The sequence below is a fragment of the Paenibacillus sp. WC2504 genome (genome assembly GCF_052682475.1).
Genome location: NZ_JBQZFH010000001.1, coordinates 4,736,428 through 4,756,544 on the forward strand (window position 1 = coordinate 4,736,428; position 20,117 = coordinate 4,756,544).

At 46.8% G+C, this 20,117-nt stretch carries 20 protein-coding genes; 6 read left to right on the plus strand and 14 right to left on the minus strand.

The window, feature by feature from the left end; genetic code table 11:
- Positions 1-67 precede the first annotated feature (67 nt).
- On the plus strand, positions 68-1,369 hold the full coding sequence (locus ACUN27_RS21405) for an AAA family ATPase (RefSeq protein ID WP_379174428.1): 1,302 nt from the start codon (positions 68-70) through the stop codon (positions 1,367-1,369).
- Between the two features lie 11 nt (positions 1,370-1,380).
- Entirely contained in the window at positions 1,381-3,090 is a 1,710-nt protein-coding gene (locus ACUN27_RS21410) for a hypothetical protein (RefSeq protein WP_445559571.1), read from the plus strand.
- A 563-nt stretch (positions 3,091-3,653) separates the two neighbouring features.
- Here the strand turns inward: ACUN27_RS21410 and ACUN27_RS21415 are convergent.
- From ACUN27_RS21415 to ACUN27_RS21435, 5 genes are all read right to left on the minus strand, one after another.
- Complete coding sequence (locus tag ACUN27_RS21415; protein ID WP_315949676.1) at positions 3,654-3,863, minus strand: hypothetical protein; 210 nt, start codon at positions 3,861-3,863, stop codon at positions 3,654-3,656.
- A 110-nt stretch (positions 3,864-3,973) separates the two neighbouring features.
- Positions 3,974-4,510, minus strand: coding sequence for an MOSC domain-containing protein (locus ACUN27_RS21420; RefSeq protein WP_315949675.1), 537 nt, complete (start codon positions 4,508-4,510; stop codon positions 3,974-3,976).
- A 94-nt stretch (positions 4,511-4,604) separates the two neighbouring features.
- Positions 4,605-5,282, minus strand: a complete 678-nt coding sequence (locus ACUN27_RS21425; RefSeq protein ID WP_445559572.1) for a PIG-L deacetylase family protein — start codon at positions 5,280-5,282, stop codon at positions 4,605-4,607.
- A 24-nt stretch (positions 5,283-5,306) separates the two neighbouring features.
- Positions 5,307-5,663: a hypothetical protein gene (locus ACUN27_RS21430; RefSeq protein WP_315949673.1), complete on the minus strand. Its 357-nt coding sequence runs from the start codon at positions 5,661-5,663 to the stop codon at positions 5,307-5,309.
- A gap of 262 nt (positions 5,664-5,925) precedes the next feature.
- Positions 5,926-6,405 carry a glutathione peroxidase gene (locus ACUN27_RS21435; protein ID WP_315949672.1) on the minus strand — a complete coding sequence of 160 codons (480 nt, stop codon included), beginning with the start codon at positions 6,403-6,405 and terminating at the stop codon, positions 5,926-5,928.
- A 179-nt stretch (positions 6,406-6,584) separates the two neighbouring features.
- Between ACUN27_RS21435 and ACUN27_RS21440 the strand changes: the two genes are divergently transcribed.
- Complete coding sequence (locus tag ACUN27_RS21440; RefSeq protein WP_445559573.1) at positions 6,585-8,744, plus strand: HelD family protein; 2,160 nt, start codon at positions 6,585-6,587, stop codon at positions 8,742-8,744.
- Between the two features lie 57 nt (positions 8,745-8,801).
- Here the strand turns inward: ACUN27_RS21440 and ACUN27_RS21445 are convergent, their stop codons facing one another.
- The 3 genes from ACUN27_RS21445 to ACUN27_RS21455 all read right to left on the minus strand — a co-directional run bounded on the left by ACUN27_RS21445 (position 8,802) and on the right by ACUN27_RS21455 (position 11,418).
- Positions 8,802-9,647, minus strand: coding sequence for a DegV family protein (locus ACUN27_RS21445; RefSeq protein ID WP_315949670.1), 846 nt, complete (start codon positions 9,645-9,647; stop codon positions 8,802-8,804).
- Positions 9,648-9,665: 18 nt separating this feature from the next.
- Positions 9,666-10,514 (minus strand): DegV family protein, encoded by an 849-nt coding sequence (locus tag ACUN27_RS21450; RefSeq protein ID WP_445559574.1) that lies wholly within the window; start codon positions 10,512-10,514, stop codon positions 9,666-9,668.
- A gap of 133 nt (positions 10,515-10,647) precedes the next feature.
- On the minus strand, positions 10,648-11,418 hold the full coding sequence (locus ACUN27_RS21455; protein WP_445559575.1) for an SDR family NAD(P)-dependent oxidoreductase: 771 nt from the start codon (positions 11,416-11,418) through the stop codon (positions 10,648-10,650).
- A 64-nt stretch (positions 11,419-11,482) separates the two neighbouring features.
- Between ACUN27_RS21455 and trhA the strand changes: the two genes are divergently transcribed.
- Positions 11,483-12,115 carry a PAQR family membrane homeostasis protein TrhA gene (trhA, locus tag ACUN27_RS21460; protein WP_315949667.1) on the plus strand — a complete coding sequence of 211 codons (633 nt, stop codon included), beginning with the start codon at positions 11,483-11,485 and terminating at the stop codon, positions 12,113-12,115.
- Here the strand turns inward: trhA and ACUN27_RS21465 are convergent, their stop codons facing one another.
- Together ACUN27_RS21465 and ACUN27_RS21470 are read right to left on the minus strand one after the other, a co-directional pair.
- On the minus strand, positions 12,116-12,769 hold the full coding sequence (locus tag ACUN27_RS21465; protein WP_315949666.1) for a GDSL-type esterase/lipase family protein: 654 nt from the start codon (positions 12,767-12,769) through the stop codon (positions 12,116-12,118).
- Between the two features lie 93 nt (positions 12,770-12,862).
- A complete protein-coding gene (locus tag ACUN27_RS21470) occupies positions 12,863-13,147 on the minus strand; it encodes a hypothetical protein (protein WP_315949665.1) in 285 nt (94 codons plus the stop codon).
- A 156-nt stretch (positions 13,148-13,303) separates the two neighbouring features.
- Between ACUN27_RS21470 and ACUN27_RS21475 the strand changes: the two genes are divergently transcribed.
- A complete protein-coding gene (locus ACUN27_RS21475; RefSeq protein ID WP_326060705.1) occupies positions 13,304-14,476 on the plus strand; it encodes a M20 family metallopeptidase in 1,173 nt (390 codons plus the stop codon).
- A 99-nt stretch (positions 14,477-14,575) separates the two neighbouring features.
- On the opposite strand, the gene ACUN27_RS21480 is transcribed toward ACUN27_RS21475, so the two are convergent.
- The 3 genes from ACUN27_RS21480 to ytxJ form a co-directional block, all read right to left on the minus strand.
- Positions 14,576-15,901, minus strand: a complete 1,326-nt coding sequence (locus tag ACUN27_RS21480) for an MFS transporter (protein ID WP_315949663.1) — start codon at positions 15,899-15,901, stop codon at positions 14,576-14,578.
- 74 nt (positions 15,902-15,975) lie between these two features.
- A complete protein-coding gene (locus ACUN27_RS21485) occupies positions 15,976-16,857 on the minus strand; it encodes a DMT family transporter (protein WP_445559576.1) in 882 nt (293 codons plus the stop codon).
- Between the two features lie 193 nt (positions 16,858-17,050).
- Positions 17,051-17,392: a bacillithiol system redox-active protein YtxJ gene (ytxJ, locus tag ACUN27_RS21490; RefSeq protein ID WP_127456505.1), complete on the minus strand. Its 342-nt coding sequence runs from the start codon at positions 17,390-17,392 to the stop codon at positions 17,051-17,053.
- Positions 17,393-17,549: 157 nt separating this feature from the next.
- Between ytxJ and ACUN27_RS21495 the strand changes: the two genes are divergently transcribed.
- The gene (locus ACUN27_RS21495; protein ID WP_315949657.1) at positions 17,550-18,419 is read left to right on the plus strand and encodes a metallophosphoesterase; all 870 of its coding nucleotides are present in this window, start codon (positions 17,550-17,552) and stop codon (positions 18,417-18,419) included.
- Positions 18,420-18,449: 30 nt separating this feature from the next.
- Here the strand turns inward: ACUN27_RS21495 and ACUN27_RS21500 are convergent, their stop codons facing one another.
- Positions 18,450-20,048, minus strand: a complete 1,599-nt coding sequence (locus ACUN27_RS21500) for a PucR family transcriptional regulator (RefSeq protein ID WP_315949655.1) — start codon at positions 20,046-20,048, stop codon at positions 18,450-18,452.
- Positions 20,049-20,117 lie beyond the last annotated feature (69 nt).

Below are 20,117 nucleotides of genomic sequence, written 5' to 3' on the forward strand. Positions count from 1 at the left end.
AAATTCGATGTTTACAGATCAGTTTGATACAATATTGCTGAAGTCTACGCCAAGGGGGACACCGATGATGAAAGATCCCATCGTCATACAGAACAAATTAAGAGAAGCTATGGGGCATCTCGAGAAAAGGTTCATGGAGCGTGAAGAACTCATCCGAGTCTTGCTCCTTGCTATCATGAGCGGTGAACATGTCCTATTGGTCGGACCTCCCGGTTCGGCGAAATCGCAGCTGGCCCGAGCTGCAGCAGAATTATTCGGCAATGAGCCCTATTACGACTATTTATTGACTCGCTTCACGACGCCGGACGAGCTATTCGGCCCAGTTTCTTTGCAAAAATTAAAACAAGATGAGTACAGTCGCCTCACGGAAGGATATCTGCCTAGCGCGCGTTTTGCCTTCCTGGATGAAATATTCAAAGCAAACAGTGCGATTCTTAACTCCCTTTTATCGATATTAAATGAGCGCGTTTTCTTCAACGGACGTCTGAAGCAGCCGTCGCCTCTGTTATTTTTAATGGCGGCCTCCAACGAATTGCCAGAAGATAACGAGCAGCTGGCTGCACTTTACGATCGCTTTTTATTCCGATTTGAAGTGGAGTATGTCAAGCAAATTTCCAGCTTCGAACTGATGTTTCAAGCGCCGAAATCACCTCTTCCCACGCTGCTTTCAACAGAGCTGATTAACCAATTGAGATCACAAGCAATGGATGTGCAATTGCCGGATGCTTTGATTTACATGCTCTTCCAGTTGAAAACAGCTCTTCAAGAGAAAGAATATGTACTCTCCGATCGGCGTTGGAATAAAATAGGACACACTTGGAAAATTTCAGCCGCTATTCACGGACGAAGTACCGTTGGCGTTTGGGACACCGTCCTCACTCCGCACATGCTTTGGGATTTTCCAGAGGATTTGCCTGAAGTTAAAGCGGTTTTTGATACGTTATTTCAGGATATGCTCAAACGCGAGATGGAACAGGAGCTTCCCCTGCAGCAGTACAATATGACGGTTAAAAAATGGCTGGACAAGGAAGATGAGCTCCATGCCTTCCAATTTAAAAAAGAAATCGGCGGTTCCTTATCAAAAGACGCCGCTGAACGCCTGAAGGGCAGCTTGGAAGAATGCCGCACTGAGCTTGAGGATACGGCACGCAGTTTGCGCGGCAGGCTTGTCACTTGGCAGGAAAAAGAAAAAAAATTGCCCGAATGGATTGCTTCACAATCCATTTTCCTGCAGCATCCCGAGCAGTATGCCGTTAAATTTACGCACCTTCGTATCCAGGGTGAACGCATTCTACAATCCATTCAAGGCTTATATCGCACATTGTTTGACCGTGAAATTCCGGGAATCTTGTACGACTATACCCTATAAGAGGTTACGCTATGATCATTCGCTGCACACGGGTCGATCGGTATGTGTTTGAGGGTTATGTTCATTCTTCCCGCGTCGCACAGGAGTGGATGCGAGAAGCGGTGCGGCAAGCTCCTTGGTTTTCGCTTGAACTGTTTGCCGATTTCTTCATGTGCTTTTACTTAACGAAACCTGAGATCGATGCAGCTTCCGAGGAAACACCTTTCCATCGTTGGATGGTGTTGACCTTGACCAAACAATACTTCTATGTCTCCATTCATCCGCGCACAATCGGACAAGTGAACGCTTCCTTCAAAACAGCGCTCAAAGCGCTAATGTGGCTGACGGAGTCGTACGAGAAAGAAGTAAAAAAACGGCAAAAGGAACAGCAGCAAATAGGTATCGGTTTGGAGAAAAAACAGCAAATGAGCGGTCAAGAGGACAAAAGCGTCAGCGAGCGGCTCACCGATAAGCAGATTGAGAAGCTGAGGCTTGTTGGATATACGTTGCAGCAAGGGAAACGAGCTGTTGAGGACAAGCAAGAGGCTTCCGACTCGCGGCCACTAGTCGTAGACGAGATCCGCGCGTTGAAACAGCGCATCTTGGAATTACAAAGCGAGCTGCGGACGGAGTTCATGAAACGCGACAAGTTGAAAGCCAAGCTGCGCAAGGCGGAAGAGGAACTCGAGCGCCGGAAGCGGCAGCTGGACCGCATGAGCGCCCGCGATCTCGCCGCGATGCAGGAGCTTGAGTCCGAGCTGGGTGACTGGCTCGGGCGATCTTTGAAGGAGACGCTGTCCCTCGAAGAGATGGACAGCTTTAATGTGCACGAGCTCGTGCAGGCGAGTCAGCGGCTCGCGAACCGGCGCTGGGGCAGCGAGCTGGGTAAGCTGCGGAGGCAGACGTTCGAGCACTACGTGCAGTGGATTGAAAAGCTGAAGCGCAGCAAGGATTTGGTGGCTTTCTTGCAAGAGGTGGGCCGCAACATCCATCATCTGCGGGTTCAGCGGAAGAAGCAGCGCTCCCTGTATGTCCCTGAATCCTACGATGACTTGCGGCACTCCGGAGACATTGCGCATTTGCTGCCCAGCGAAGCCAGTCTGCTCGCTGATGAAGATTTTGAGCCTTATTTTCTCGTCAAATGGATGGAAAACAAGCTCATGACTTATAACTACAGCGGTTCCTCTCCAGAACCGCAAAAAGGGCCCGTGATCTGTATGCTCGACACGTCGCATTCAATGCGCGGCAACAAGCTCCGGCTTGCCCAGTTGTTCACCGCGACCTTCGCCTCCTTTGCGCTTCTCGAGCGGCGGGACTTCGTCCTACTGCTGTTTGGCGCCAAAGGCGAGCTTGTCGAGCACATCTTGTCTTACAAGCGTCCCGACTGGGACCGCTTTTATGGTCTTGCGCAGCTTGCCTTCGGCGGCGGCACCAACTTCGATGCCCCGCTCAGCAGAGGCATGGACATCGTTCAGCATCAGCCGCAGTTTCGCGATGCCGATTTCGTGATGGTCACCGATGGCGTTGGCCAGATCTCCAAAGTAACACAGCAGCAGCTTGCCCTGCTGGGCCAAAAAAAGCAGCTGCGGCTGCATTCCCTGATCATCGGCTCCGCCCGCCAGCATCTCGTGCAGAAATACGAGATTATCGGCGTTTCGCATCAGGTCCGATTTGCAACAGCTTGGGATATGCAGGATCCCGTAAAGGATGAGCTGCTGCTAGATGTGTTTGCAAAGCGATGACCAAATCGAAAAATCCCCTGATTGCCTCGAGTTGATGGCACCGGGGGATTTTTTCATGCAACCACATTTGCGGTCAGACAACACCATTACGTTCTATGTAAAAATGCAACTTAAGCTTTCGACTTGCTGCTAAGCCGTCCCTTCGTCACCTCACTCCGTCACACCGTTTATCACTCATAATCAGGTTGCGACTGGAGCAGCATTCTATGTTGTACATTGTGCAACCATTTGGCTGTAATTGGGCCTCAACACGCCTCTAACGGAAAAATGTACTGCTAATTAAATAAGGACCCCTTTCGGAGTCCTCATTGACGGTGAATAGATTTATGGTACTTATGCTATGAACCTTTACTGAGCTCGGTCTCTACCTCATCACACTATTGTAGTACCTGACCACATTAATGATTTCTGCGGCACATCTCCTCGCTTCTATACGGATTCAACAACAACTTCCCTTGGTGTAAATTGTCTTTGACACGACACCTCTCTGCTTTCACCGTCAAAGATAGTATGTCCGCTTATTTTTGTTTTATGTATGTAGAAAATAAATCACGATTTCGTTTTCACTCATTAGCCTGAATCAACTCTTTGATCGTCTTGAGCGATACGCCCGTCTCATGATACACATCAATCAATGTGGCACCCGGATGACTGCGAACAAAATCTTTGACCTTATGCGACTCGATCAGAAGCAGCTGGGCACAGGGTTTACAACATTTTTCATATTGCGTTATGAAAACTTTTCCGCACGCTTCACAGTTGCTTAATGTCATTTCTCTACACCTTCCAGAGCCATCTTTTACCAGACTATTTCCAATCAAAAATAGCTTTCGCAACGGCGATCTGTTTTTAGGGGGTAGGTCGTCATCAAAATAAAAAATAATTAAATATGAATCTCGATATGATCCCCTGGCTTTATTTCGCCTGGGCGTTCCACATAAGCGACGATCCCCCTACTTTTCTGCGCTTGGATGATAAAATGTTTCGTTAAACTTTTGTCGTCATACTGCTCCGCGATCACTCTGCCCGGTCCCGCACAGGGCTCATTTTCTCCCTCGCATACTAACCCGCCACCACTTGAAAGCATCATGCGAATGCCCATGGGAAGCTTGGTTAACTCAGGTGCGCCGCTCACCAGAATGTTCGCTCCCAACCACTCGGGCCGAATCGTATCAACACTTAGCCGGTCTGCGATTCCTTGAAGCTCCTCGATAGATACGAGGCTAAGTTGACGACGATTAAAGATCTCCGTGCCTCTCTTATACATGGGCTGTCTCGAATCAGCTTTGGCAAATATGCCAAAATGCCTATCGCCTTCAATTCCGCCAAATTTCAACTCGGCTCCGTCAATTTCTCTTGTCACAAATGTAGCTGGATTATCTGCAATAAGCACAGCTTCAACTTTTATGATCATGGTCATCTATAGCCTACCCGCCTTGTCCAAAATTTCGCAACCTACTTATCCATATGCACGAATGGCATTTGTTGTTAATGATGTTTTGACTTTTATCAGCCTACTGTCTTCCCGCCATCTCCGGCCACATCACACCGTCTTCCCATCCCAGTACAAAAGCTTCCCATCTGCGCACCTCTGGAAAAACCTCCAAATCGCCAAAATATTTAGCAATGGCCACATGCTGAGTCGCATGAGCTTTCAGGGCAGCTGCTTTGACTGACCATCCCTGCTCCGTATCGACGACAATCGAAGGCTGAAGCCCTCGCTCCCGCAAAATGCCAGAAGCCGCATAGTAAAGCTTGCGAACACTTGGGCATTTCCCACTTAAAACAGCTGCTGTCGTTGCTTTGGATATAGTGACATGATCCGGGTGCCCATTCCCACCATCTTCTGCAAAGCTGAATACATTCTCCACCTCATAACGCTGTAGAAATGAAATAACGCCTGCGACCAGATCGTCGAAATCAATATTCGCCAACTGACCGTCCGGGAAGCCCAAATGTTCCACAACTGAAATTCCTAACACTTCAGCGGCAACTGCCATTTCTTCTTCCCTCAGCCTGGCAAGCTCCGACTTATCGGTCGCTCTCTCCAGCCCCTGCCGGCCTGCGTCTCCCCGCGTTGCTAGCAGCAGCGCAGGAGCGTTGCCTTCATCCGCATACTTGCGAATTAAGCATCCACTGAGAAAAGTCTCATCATCCGGATGCGCATAAACAAATCCATATTGAATTCCCATCTTCCTCTTCACTCCGTTTTCCTTTTATGTAAAATTGGGCGGCGGATACACGTTCTCAATCACATAAATCGCTTGATCCCAAGGCATCGTCACCTCTGTGTGTTCTTGCAAATCCATTAAGCTGACTTCGCTCTCCGCACTTATTGAGATGACAAAGCGCATGCCAAGCCCTTCCGCTATATGCTTCCCAAAATCTGAAGTCAGACATTCCATCCTTACCCCAATGCCAACTAGCTGCAATTCGTTCTTTAGTTCACGTATACATTCATTCACTTTCGATGAAGCTTTAGGTGCCAACAGGATTACTTCGGCTTGTTCGAGGTGATTCATGAACCGACTTTCATCTTCCGGACTCTCATACCTTTGATTGCTGTTTCCCATACCTTCACCTAGTCCCTTCTCCCGAGATAAAAAAACGCGCCGGACCTATGGTCCTGCGCGAATTGCTATCTCGCAGGGAGGCCAACGCGAAATGCGTTAGCCCACCCTGATAAGTTCAGGTATGTGCTAACGCCTATAAAAATAATGAAATTGTACGAACCAAGTTGTGTTCTTCATATTGATTCGACTCCTTCACTGTCATGATTATTACTGATTATAGCGGGGGGTTGTCAGCAATGCAACAACTTTTTTCGGAATGCCTTTAAGCTAAAACGCCTTCAATATCAGCTGCAATATCGGAAGGTTCCGTTCTCGCGCTGTACTGTTTGACTACGCTGCCGTTTGCATCTACAAGGAATTTCACGAAATTCCATTCAATATCGCCAGTGCGGTAAGGTTCTGGTGTGTGGCTTAGCAAATAAGTGTATAAAGGGTGAGCGTGTTCACCTTTCACATCGATTTTTGCAAACATCGGGAAAGTGACATTGTAATTAAGCTCGCAAAAGCTTTGAATTTCTTCATTGGTCCCTGGCTCTTGACCGGCAAATTGATTACAAGGGAATCCTAGAACAACGAGGCCCTTTTCTTGATATTGCTCGTATAAACTCTGCAAGCCTTTGTAATGAGGCGTAAGTCCACAAGCGCTTGCTGTATTGACAATAAGTAATGCTTTGCCTTTGTAATCGGAGAGTGATTTCGTTTCTCCCGTAATGGTCTGAACTTCAATATCATAAATGGACACAGTAATCTACTCCTTCAATGATAAAATAACTACTTGTCCATTATAGCATTGTTTCCCAACACCCCCAAATATCTTCCTGTTAAACGGTTTAGCTTCCCATATCCTGACAGGTGTGTTATATTGTTTACCTGTTTATTCGCAAAATAGACACACCATCTGATCTTAGGAGGTAACTGATCTTGGACACAAAGACTCAAAGTGCCTATCAAGAAGAACTGCAGCGACTCGAAGAAACGAATATCGAAATTGACAAACAACTGGCTAGGCTTAGAGCCACGCCTGTCTATTACGGTCCCGATTTAACGGAACAAGCGTTAGAAGTCGCACGAGAAAATGGGCGAAACAACTTAGCCAAAGCGGTTGATGAACCCTATTTTGGCCGTTTGGATTTTCAAGAGTCAGGCACCGCTTCATCCCAGCCGCTATATATCGGCAAATCAGGCGTAGAAGACGAACGTACCGGTCAACTGCTCGTTATTGACTGGCGCGCACCGGTGGCCAGCTTGTTCTACTCGTTCACAGGCGGACTTGATGCTGCTTCCTACGATTCACCGGACGGTCTCATCGAGGGGCTTGTCTATTTGAAGCGAAATCTCGTGGTGCGCAAGCAAATTCTTCAGCGCGTCGTGGACACTTATGATCGCACCGAAGACTCTTTAGCCGTTGGCGACGAATTTTTGCTCTATCGATTAGGGGAAAATAAAGATAACAAGCTTCGCGATATCGTCTCCACCATTCAAGCGGAGCAAGACCGTATCATCCGTGCTGCCAAAAATACCGCGCTCATTATCCAAGGGGTCGCAGGAAGCGGTAAAACGACGGTTGCCCTGCATCGTCTCGCCTTTTTACTTTATCAATACCGTGAACAGGTTCGTGCTGAGCGAATGATTATTTTTGCACCGAACTCGATGTTCCTCGACTACATATCAGGCGTTTTGCCTGAACTGGGTGTCGGCAATATTCAGCAGAGTACTTTTACCGATTGGGCGCTCGATGTGCTCGATCAAGAAGTCAAGTTAGCGGATCAAGCGCTCACCCTGCAAACCTGGTTCTCACTTGGCAGCAAAAGACCTCCGGTCGATGATAACGCCCCAGGCAGATTTAAAGGTTCAATTGACTTTAAACAATATTTGGATGACTGCTTGACGAAATTCGAATCCTCCTACGTCCCAACGGCGGATTTCATTCCTTGGGAGGGCGTTAAGCTGCCGCTTGCGAACATCCGCGAATGGTTTTTCGTCGAGAATAAGCATTATCCGCTCGTCAAACGTCGCGAACGCGTCGTAGCTCGTATCAAGCGTTGGATGGAAATGCAGCTCGACAAAATCTGGGAGCAAACCCGGAAAAAAGAGCTGAAAAAGAAATCGTCGCAGCGTTTGCGGACTTATTTAACCAGTTGGCCGGAGCATTCGGCATTCAGCTTCTACAAAATGCTGTTCGCTGAAACAAACCGTCCGGACAGCTTACCTGCAGAGCTTCTGCATAAGCTTCCTGAGCCCATTGTCAGCGCATCACTGAAGCTTTTCAAGAAAAAAGAAGTGCAGCTTGAAGATCTCGCTCCACTCCTTTATATTCATACACGTCTCTATGGCATTCCATCGGACCAATTGTTCGACCATGTCGTTATTGACGAAGCCCAAGACTTTTCACCTTTCCAGGTGGCTGTTCTTGATAGCTATACGCGCAACAGTTCCTTTACGATTCTGGGTGATCTGTCGCAAGGAATCCATGCTTATCAAGGCATCAAAGACTGGAAGGAATTTTCCAGTTTATTTCAGGAAGAGCAAGGCGGCTACTTCGAACTCGAGCGCAGCTATCGATCAACGATGGAAATCATCCAGTTCGCCAATCTGGTGCTGCAACGAGGTGTCGAGAACCCGCTCCTTGCCGTCCCCGTGTTCCGCAGCGGGAACAAAGTCCGCGTCTTGCAGTCAGACCTCAAAGAAAGAATTCCCCTGCTGCTGCAGGCTATCATGACGTTACAACAAGGAACGTCCAGCACGATTGCCGTTGTTGCTCGTACGGAGAAGCAGGCTGAGGACCTGCATGACGTCCTGACCAAAGCCGGCATAGAAACAAATCTCATCACATCCAAACAGCGTGTGTATCGCGGAGGAATTTCCGTTGTACCGGTTTATTTAACCAAAGGACTGGAGTTTGACGCCGTTCTGCTGATGGATGTAACGGCCGGACATTACGAAGCAACGCTTATGGATGCCAAATTGATTTATGTAGGCTGCACGCGCGCGCTTCATGAGTTGTGGTTGATGGCTCCTGGCGAATTATCACCTCTTGTCTCGACTGATGATGCTGACATTGTCACAACAGATTTACCTTAAAAAAAGACACCTGATTCTTCTTAGGCAAGTGCCCAAGAAATCAATCAGGTGTCTTATTTAATAAGCGATCAGCACGCCGCCTTCTCCAGCATACGTACCTATGACGGTACCCATGTTCGCGAATAGCACATTACGAAACGGATGTTTTTGGAGGAGTTGGTTCAGAACCTCGCGCGCTCTTTCCTCACAGTTGCTGTGTGCGACGGCAATCACATCTTTATCGTAGTCGTGAACAGCTTCCCCCACTTTGGCGATCATTCGTTTCAACGCTTGCTGAGTGCCGCGGATTTTATCCATGACTTCAATCGAGCCTTCTTCACTGGCTTTCATGACGAGTTTAATATTCAAAACTGAAGCGACAGCCCCTCGGACCCGATCAAGCCGACCACCTTTAATTACATTTTCTAATGTATCTAAGAAAAACAGCGTCCCCGAGGAAGCAACCGAACATCGTATCGCCTCTACAATTTGCTCAAAAGGAACATCATTCTCGGCCATTTTGGCTGCTTTAAAGGCTAGTACACCAAGCCCTAGTGAAGCCGTTTTCGAATCAATAACTTCAATACGTCCTTGATAACCTTCCTCTATGAGCATCTCTTTGGCCATAAGGGCATGATTGTACGTACTGCTTAGCGCAGAAGAAAGACAAATCACAAGAATATCCTGATTGACCTCAGCTTTTTTTTGATAATCCGTGAGAAAATGCAGCGGCGAGGGACTAGACGTTTTAGGCAGTACACTCTCCGTTTTCATTCTCGCGTAGAAATCACAAAGCTCCATGTGAGGGGGCATGCACTCCTCTCCAAAATGTACGGACAAAGGTACTATAGTGATCCCTAGCTCGTCCACAATCAATTTGGGGAGGTCGCAGCTGCTGTCAGTGATAATCTTGATTGTCGTCATGTTGTGTACACTCATTTCTTATTTTTTGGCGAAAAAGATGCCAAGCGTGCGAGGTCCGCAGTGACTGGATACCACACACCCGGTTTCGGTTATGTAGACTTGCTTTATATTGGTTTGTTGTTCAATCTGCTCTTTGACATACGCAGCTTCATCGGCCGCCATAGCATGAGTGACGAACAGGAGCTCCGTATCCATTTCATCTTTTAAAGCAAGTGCATTATCCAGTAATTGTTGAAGCGCTTTCTCCCTTTTCCCTCTTACTTTGTCCGTCAATGTCATAGCCCCGTCAATCACTTTCACAACAGGTCTAATCTTCAATAAACTTCCGAGGAAATGCTGGACACTCGAACATCTTCCGCCTTTATGCAAGTACTCCAAAGTATCAATGATAAACTCAACTTCAATATGGGATCGAAATGACTCAATCATGGATTTGATTTCCGAACTGCTCTTGCCCTCCTGAGCCGAATGAGCAGCCTTCAACACTAGCAAGCCAATCCCCGTTGATAGAGTTCTAGAATCGATTACGGTAACCTTATCATCAGGAAAATTTGCAGCCGCTATGGATGCATTTTGAATTGTTGAAGAGAGTTCCGACGAAAGTCCGATATAGACGACATCATCCCCAGCCTGCACAGCCCCTTCAAACGCCCTCTCAAAATCGATTGGAGAAGGCGCTGCTGTTTTGGGCAGTTTGCCGTTTTCATCTACGAGTTCAAAGAGCCGGTCAGGTCTGATGGTAACGCCATCTTTTAGCGATACATCGTCAAAAACAACATAAAGAGGGACAACTTCAATCTGGTAACGATGAATGAGCTCCTCACTTAAATCACACGTGCTGTCAGTAAAAATACGCACCCGGGACATTACGGTCAACCACCTTATCCTTCTATCTATCCGTCTATAAACTGAAAACCACATGAATTCTATGGATTGTTGTGTGTTCAGTATATCGGATATGAGATGAAAGCTCAATCATACAAAATAAAGTAACTATAAATTAGAAACCATAGATCGTCATACCACCGTCAACGAACAACGTCTGACCCGTCACATAGTTCGCAGCATCCGAAGCAAAGAAAACAGCAGGTCCTACCAGCTCTTCGAGTTCCCCAACACGCTGCAGGGGTGTACGCGCAATAACATCAGCCAGAAATTCAGGATTAGCCAATATTTTCTCCGTAAGCGATGTTTTAAAGTACCAAGGCCCAATGCTGTTCACGTTAATTCCGAATTTTCCCCACTCCAACGCTAGCACCTTTGTCATTTGAATCATGGCTGCTTTTGTAGCCGCGTATACAACTCCGGTCCGTAGGGCAATATGTCCGGCAACAGAGGCGATATTGATGATCCGACCATACTTTTGCTCTTTCATATGATGGCCAACAATTTGGGCGCACAGAAAGGCGGATTTGAGATTCGTCTGCATGATGGTATCCCACTCTTCATCGGTTACAGCCAGTGCTTGACTGCGTATGTTCATCCCGGCATTGTTGATCAGAATATCTAATTTACCTGCCTTCTCGATAATTTGTTCGACAGCCGCTTCAATTTGTTCTCGATTCGTGACATCCACTTGGAACGGATAAGCTTGTCTACCTAAAGCACGAATTTCGGCAGCTACTTCTTCAATATCACTTGACGTACGTGCAAAAAGAGCGACATCAGCGCCAGCCTCCGCAAGTCCGATCGCCAGTGCTCTACCGATCCCTCTTCCCGCGCCTGTAACCAAGGCAATTTTATTTTCTAATCGAAATGAAGGTAATAACATATTCTCATCGTCCAATCTATTAGGTAGTTTTTTTGTAGCTAAAAAAAGAAAGTAGGTTGCTCACATGGAATATTCCGTTCAAGAAGAGAAAGCAAATGCCATCAGCCATGGGATTGGGATCCTATTAAGCTGCGCAGCACTTATCCTGCTCGTAGTTCAGGCTTGTCTGCATGGCGATGCGTGGCATATTGTGAGTTTTAGCGTGTTCGGTGTGGCGCTCATTACGTTGTACACCTGCTCCACCCTGCTGCATAGCGTCAAACATCCCCGGCTGAAAGACATTTTTGAGGTGCTCGATCATTCCGCTATTTACGTTTTAATTGCAGGCACCTATACCCCCTATCTGCTTGTGACCCTGCGCGGGCCTTTGGGGTGGACTTTCTTTGGCGTGATATGGGGGCTTGCCTTAGCAGGTATCGTGCTCAAAATATTTTATGTGAAGCGATTTATCCTTATCTCCACGCTCTGTTACATCCTCATGGGCTGGCTTATCGTTATTGCTTTTAAGCCGCTTTACATGAACCTTCCCTTTGGAGGCATCGTGTGGCTTGTCGTTGGAGGACTGCTGTACACATTCGGTTCCATCTTTTATGTATGGAGGCGCATCCCTTATCACCATGCCATTTGGCATATTTTCGTGCTCGCCGGTAGCGCCTGTCATTTCGTTTCCATTTTCGGATATGTCATCATGTCCTAGTTAAGGAATCAGCCGCTGCAGCTGCTGAAGGGAGACGACGCTCTCAACTTGGCGCGCCAGTTCATCATAACCTTCCTCATTGGGATGAATGGCATCCTCAGAAAGGTAGTGAGTGTCCTGCCCCACAAAAGCATCATACACCTGAACGATGTGAATATGCGGCTGCTCTAATTTACGCAAAAATATGTTAAAACGCTGCACCCAATATGCTGATTCAGGCACCTGCGGTAAAGGATTATACAATCCAATCAAGGCAATTAAATATGGGGTGTCGATACCTTGCCGCAGCGTCTCTATTTGCACCATGATTTCTTTGTAATTCGATTCGTAGGTTTGAAGAGCTGTCTTTAAAAAAGCGGGGTCATTTTGATAAAAGAAAGGAATTGCACCTTGGATTAAATCATTGCCGCCAGCTGTAATCGTGATGATATCCGCCGTTTGGATATCCTTCTGAATTTGTGGATCGGACTGCAGCGTTTGGAGCAATTCGCTAGTCGTAGCACCGTTCGTGCCCGCTTGGATCAATTGAACCGGAACGTTAAGCCACTGCTCTACTTTCTGCTTAAAGCTGTACACGAATCCACGACCATCCGGTGCACCAAAACCAACGGTTAGTGAATCACCAAATGCCAAATAGTTAATCGTCTTATCCATGCTATCCTCTCCCTAAAGCCTGACGTAGGATAGTATATGCGTCAGCGCCCAGTTTGGGAAGGGACACTCTCACCAGTTGTGCGGCAAGATTTTTTATACGTTTACATGCTCCTGAACAAAATTTTCGATTTGCGCTTTTTCCGCGTAGGTAAATTGAAACTCGCAGTCGCAACCCTCGTCATGAAGCACAATTTGCACAATATCCCCATCCAAATTGCAAATCACAAGAATCGATGGATCGATGAGATCTTCCGGAAATGTCTCGCCAGCTTCTAGACGCATGCTTAAATAAATATCGTGCCATTGTCCGCGCACCTCAGATTCAACAAAAGATAATGTAAATTTGTGTTCAACGTGCTCTGCGCCATATTTCATCATCTGACAGTTCCCCCGCAACATTATTTTCTCAAAAGCTGATATTTTTCTATTTGAACCTCGTTCATTTATTGTAACTCAGAGCTCCTGAAAGTGGTAGTTTGCGCTCCTTTATACTACAATAAAAGCAAGTAATTAGATAAAGGAGCCTTCTCACATATGAAATCGAAATCCACCATTACGCAAACCATTGACAACAACGCAAATAGATTCAAAGCGATTTCCAGCTTTATCGGTGCGAATCCGGAGCTCGGACATGAAGAGTTTCAGGCTGCCGCTCGCCTGACGGAAGAGCTGGAATATCATGGTTTCCAAGTTGAACGCGGTATACTGGATATTCCAACTGCTTTTATAGCCACCTATGACTCCGGGAAAGCAGGACCTGTCGTCGGCTTCTTAGCGGAGTATGATGCCTTGCCTGATCTGGGTCATGCCTGCGGCCATCACTTGATCTGTATGATGAGCTTAGGCGCAGCAATCGGCCTTAAGTCTGTACTTGCCGAAACTGGCGGCAGTATTCGTGTGTACGGGACTCCCGCGGAAGAAACCAAAGGAGCCAAAGTGCCTATGGCCGAAGCAGGACTTTTCCGGGACGTGGATATCGCCTTGATGGCGCATCCTTATTACACCTATGAGAAATCGGGTGAATCCCTGGCCATGGATGCGATTCAGTATGAATTTTTCGGCCGTCCCGCGCATGCCGCTGCGCAGCCTTATGAAGGTGTTAACGCGCTGGACGCCGTACTCCAGCTTTTCAATTCCATCAACGCGCTGCGCCAACAGATGAAATCCGACGCGCGGATTCACGGCATTATTAGTGAAGGCGGTAAAGCCCCTAACATTATCCCGGACTATGCCGTCGCTCAGTTCTATGTTCGATCAGCGACTCGCACCTATACCGATGAACTCGTACAGAAAGTGCTCCGCTGCGCAGAGGGTGCTGCATTGCAAACCGGATGTACACTCAAAACGTCCTTCTACGAATATTCGTATGACGAGCTGCGTACAAACGAAACGTTGTCCCAAGTTTTCTCAGATCAACTAAGTGAGATGGGAATCGATCCGAAGGACGTTGAAATCGGCAAAGACCACGGCTCGCTTGATCTGGGCAATGTATCGATCCAATGTCCAACGATTCATCCTTTCGTCAAGGTCGTTGGCGAGAAGCACATGCTGCATACCAAGGAGTTCCGCGATCTTGCGCTGCAAGAGCCTGCCCTTGACGCTATGATTTTCACAGCCAAAGCGCTTGCTAACACCGCTTACGAAGTTCTCAGCAGCCCGAACCTGCTGCAAAGAATCAAAGATGAGTTTGTGGCAGCAACGAAATAAGATAAAAATGGGGTTGTCACTACAGGACATGAAAGTCCTGAGGGACAGCCCCTTTTTTCTGAGCGATCAGCTTAGCCCGACTCAACTGAAAAAGATGGCTCAAGCCGTGACGCCAGAAGCCGAAGCTGCAGCAGTTGCCATGGCCTCCCTGTGACCTTTTTCCGCCTTATCTCTTCGCTCTTCAAGCTGAGCCAAGATCGCGTAAAACATTCCCATGCCAATGACTCCGCTAATCCCAATGAGCGTTGCCAACATCCAAGACGGCATCCAGCCTCCAAGGATCACGCCAAAGCCGCCAAGCAGGGTTGCTCCTTTGTATACCATCCCATAAAGAGCCATATACGAGCTTCTTGCATCGTCAGGCGCAATATTACCCAAATACGCTTGCTTAATCGGCACATACATCAATTCGCCAAGCGTTGCAATGAACATTGAGAGCAGCAGCAGCCAAGGCTGATTGCTATAAGCTAAATAACTATAGCCCAAAATATAGCAGGCGTAGCCGACAAACAACACTTTGCTATCTGAGAACCGCCGCATCAAAACTCCCATAAGAACGGAAAGCACAACGACAAGCACGGTATTTTCTGTCCGGATAAATCCTAACATTTTGAGACCGTCAACGGTCCAGGATGACCCCATCCAAGGGATAAACGGAGCGGATACCATCTCTTTTTCCAATCGCACACCGACATAATTTCCTAGATGAAACTCAACAGATACCAATAATAAAGAAGCCACTGTGAAGATCATGAATGTTTTATCGTACAGCACCAGCTTGTAATTGGACCACATGGACGTCTTCCCTTGAAAGCTGCTCCCCACTCCTCCACGATCGGATAAGGGCTTCGGCTGGTAGGCATCATGAATAAAGAAATAAGTGATAATTAACGATATCAAACCGATAACCGATAAGCCAATGAACAACTCAAACAGGTAGGATTTGAATAAAAACGCGCCTGCGATACCAGCAATTGCAAAAGATAAATTGTTCATCCAGTACATGATGGCATACATATATTTCCGAATATCAGGAGCTGTAACATCGAGCAGCATCGCATCGTTGGCGGGTCCATGAACCCCCCAGAACATGCTCACGAAAATCATCAGTACAAACGTCATCCACGGAGACGACAACCACGGCGAATTAGACAAAGCCATCCCCATAAAGCAGATCATCCAACCGATTTCTGCGGTAAGCATCAGCTTTTTGCGACCTATGCGATCTGCGTAATAGCCGCCTACAATTCCTGCAATGACACCCGCCAGAATACCGAGGATGACAACAAGTCCAGCGCTCGTATCACCTAATTTTCCAGAAAAATAAATGGACATGAAGGGAAGCACCATATTGTTCGCGGTACCGGAAATGAAAGAAAGGCCGATTCTTAATTTAACATTACGATGAAAATCGCGAAATCTCACGGTATCCCTCCAAGTAGAAAAACAAATCTGCCAAGCCTCGTATTTCACCTTCGTTCAATTAATACGTTGAAAAACTACTTTTTCTCGTTACTGCGCAAAAACAAGCCTACGCCAACTAACAATAGGCAACCCGCCAAAAGCTGGATGGCAGTGATCTTTTCCCCGAGCAAAAAATAAGCCAATATCGTCGCGCCAAGCGGTTCGCCCAGAACGGTCATCGATACGGATGATGCCTTCATATACTTGAGCAGCCAGTTGAATACATAGTGACCGAAGACCGTTGGAATGATGGCAAGCAGCAAGAAAACGCCCCACTCTTTCGCTGGATAAGCTGTGAAAGAAGTTCCTGTCATCACATTCGTAACGGCAAGAACGAGTCCTGCGAACAGGAAAACAAAGAAACTATATACGAAAGCGGAAATCCGCTCCCTCAAGCCTTTGCCCCAAAGCATGTGCAATGCAACCGCGACGGTGCCGATGAGGGATAAAAAATCGCCTTTCAATGCTGCACCTGAAAATTGGAAATCTCCCCAACCAATAAAAATGGCGCCTACGATCGCCACACACATCGCCAATACGGCTGCGCGATTGGTTCTTTGCCTATAAAGCAAAAACGCACCGACGAGAACAAAGATCGGCTCTAACGTGAGAATCGCTGTCGAGCTGGCAACCGTCGTAAATCGAAGGGAATCCATCCAAAACAGAAAGTGTAACCCAAGCGCGATACCGGAGGCTGCCGTTCGGAGCCAATCTCTCAAACGAATTCTAGTAATCTCTGACCGATAACTCCATAGAAAAGGCAGCATAAGTACATTCGTCATCAACAAACGATACATAGCCGTGACTGCGGCGGGTGCATCGGACCATCTAACAAAAATAGCCGAAAATGAGATTGCGATAATACCGATTAACAAAAAAACAGGAATTGGAACTTTCGTTTTATTCATTGCATTCATCTTGCAAAACTCCTTGCTGCGTAGTTACCCTGATGTAGCCAAATACCAAATCATTATATAGGAGGTTGCCTCTATTGCCAATCTTTTTTAGACATTGTTCAATTATTGTTCCATAAGAAAAAGCCCTGTGGCGATCCACCTAAATACGAATAGGCAGCCTCCACGGGCTTTGTAATTAAATCCTGCGCACGACTTAGTCTAAAACAGCCGTAATATGCTTGGTTGTAACAGACCAGTGCGATGTATTCCAGATGGATTCTTTATTTTTAAAATAAAGAATTTGCGGTGATGCATGTTTGATGCCTAGATCCTCCGCAATTTGGTTAGAAACCGGGCGAGATTCAATGACCTTAACCAAGTAATAATCTACACCTTCATTCGGCTTCCCTGACAAATATTGTTCGTATTCATCAAGCGCGCTTGCGCTTACCGGACAAGTTGTGCTGTGTTTCAGAACGACCGCCGGTTTATCGGAGGAACGGTCCCATACTTCCTGCCACTGATCAACCGTTGTGAGCTCTTTCCATGCTGACATTTCAATCTCTCCCTTCGTATTACATTGAAATTATTATAAATTAAGCAAGCTGCTTATGCAACTCGCCAGGCTCGCCAACCCCGCAAGATTCGCAAACACAGCACGCTTATTGCTATAATCAAGATATAAAATCAACTTTGGAACTAGGAGGAACACGATGGAACCTACACCCCCATTGACAAGACGAACATTTCTAAAAAAAGGCGTTCTGCTTGCAGGTTCTTTACTGGCTTCCGGAGGTCTTGTTGGCAGTTATTCCAGCTTTATCGAAACCAAATGGTACGATATTACGAGAATCACCTTATCATTGGAACGGCTCCCCAATGCCTTTCATGGGCTTAAGCTTTTACAGTTCAGCGATTTACATATAGGTCATCATTTTAATCTAATTGATTTAGAACGTGTCGTTACCGTTATTAATAAAGAAAAAGCAGATCTTCTAACTTTTACAGGTGATTTATTCGATGCCCGAATTACAGAAGACGAAACGTTAACGAGTAAACTGCTCGCCAGCCTAGAAGCACCATTGGGTAAATGGGCCGTACTAGGGAACCATGATAAATGGATCGATAAAAACTATACCCTGCCAATCCTCGAAAACGGCGGCTTTCAAACGCTACTCAATGCCTGTAAGAAGATTACCTACAAAGGACAATCCATTCAGATCGCAGGTGTTGAAGATCGACTTACCGGTTCTCCCGATATCGTCAAAACCCTCCAAGGCACCAATGCTCAAATGTTCACGCTCCTGCTCTCGCATTGTCCCGATTTCGCTAATCAAGTCATCGGACAACCCGTCGATTTGCAGCTATCCGGCCATTCTCATGGAGGACAAGTTCGTTTGCCTATCGTAGGTGCGCTCTTTACACCGCTTCAAGGTAAACAGTACGTAATGGGGCTTTACGAAATACCTGATTCCAAGCTGCTTGTCTATACGAATCGGGGGATCGGCACAACGTTTCTCCCCTTCCGTTTTCTTTGCAGACCTGAAATTACCGTGATCACGTTAGAAAAACGAAAACCCTGAGCGCGTACACAGCGTCTCAGGGTTCAGGATTTATTGTCTGACATGCAAAAATTGACGGAATAAGAAGACAGCTTTCAGCTTCAACAGATCATTAACTTTCTTGAAATCCACCTGCAAAAGATCACTGATCTTTTCTAAACGGTAGGTAACAGTATTTCTATGAATGAATAATTGCTTAGCCGCTTCGCTAACTTGACCGTCATTACGAATGAAAACCTCCAAAGTTCGGATCATTTCTTGCGAATATTCGGCATCCTTCTCCAAGAGCGGACGCAATACTTTGGCACAGTAGTCTTCCATCATATTGACCGATACATGTTGGAACAGATGAGCGAACTCTATCGTTTCGTAGTGAACCACGCGATCCGACAACTCGAGCTTATTGGCCATTCGTTGTGTCTCCATACATTCCATGTAAGCTTCTCTCAATGCAGTCGGCTTGCTTTTCATGGCACTTGTATAGAACACCATCTCGCCGGCTTCCTCTCGGCAGCCTGAATCGCCTGCATATTTGATCAGAAGTTGTGCCAACTCATCTTCAGGAAAGCCCTCCGCTTGAGTCGAGGAATAAATGGAAAACATGAGATCTTTGAGTATAAAATGATTTGCGCGCAAGAGATTCGATTTGGGATGCAGCTCCATGTACTCTTTCAGCCGCTTCATTCTCCCTTGACGTTGTTCGTCTACTTGCCCTTCCGGCTTGCTTTTGCTAATCACACATTGGTAAGCACCCGTGAAGAGTGTTAACCCTCGACCCTCTGCCTGCTCCAGGAACTCTTCAAGCGACGTCCCTTTCTCCAAATAGCGATACAGCGAGTTTTGCAAATCACGCTCTGCTGATGCCTCCACATGTGACCGAAACGTATAGTTCATATGAAAAGTTAATATGTCCGCCGCCTGCTGGAATAAACCTTCCTCGACGTTGGCAAGAAGCACGGCATCCGGCATGATCAGCAAATGTCCCAAGAGCTCATCATCCTGATGGTAGAGCCCTACCCGGTACGCGCGGTCTTTGTTCGAGTATACCCAACCGCACTTACGTTTAGGCCAGTTCTGAGCTAATTGATCTTGCTTCCACGCGCTAGTATTATATAAAATTTGCCCTCTGGCCCCAACGACAGCCATGGGGTATCCAAGAATATTACTGAGTAATTGGAACATTGACGCCATATTGTCCTGTTTCAAACCGAACTGCATCAACCTCGTCTGTTTCTCCAGCACGGATTGCAGCAGTTTCGTGTTGCGGCGGTATTCCGCATTGAACAATGCATTCATTTGATCTGAAAAAGTAAACTGAAAGGGCATCTCAATAATCGGAAAATGCAACCGGTCCGCTTCCTCGACAACAACCTGCGGCAGCTCCGTCCAAAAACGACCAAGCTTGATCCCTAGCCCGGCAGCGCCGCGATCATTTAATTTACGAAGTAGATTAACGGTCTCCTGCGGACTATCTTTCATGGCGAAAGCGGTGGTGAAGAGCATCTCGCCGGATTTCGTCCAATCCGCAATATCTGGCGCGTCCATAACATTGACAGATTTAACGATGCGGGATTCCCCTTGCTTGCCAGCTACAAGCTTCGCTTCCGTTAATGGATAAATGGATAATGCTTCACGAATGGTAAGATGCATCGTGCTTCCCCCCTTATGCCTTTTTACAGATTATAGGATGACATGACCAAACAGTCAATGGATTTGTGT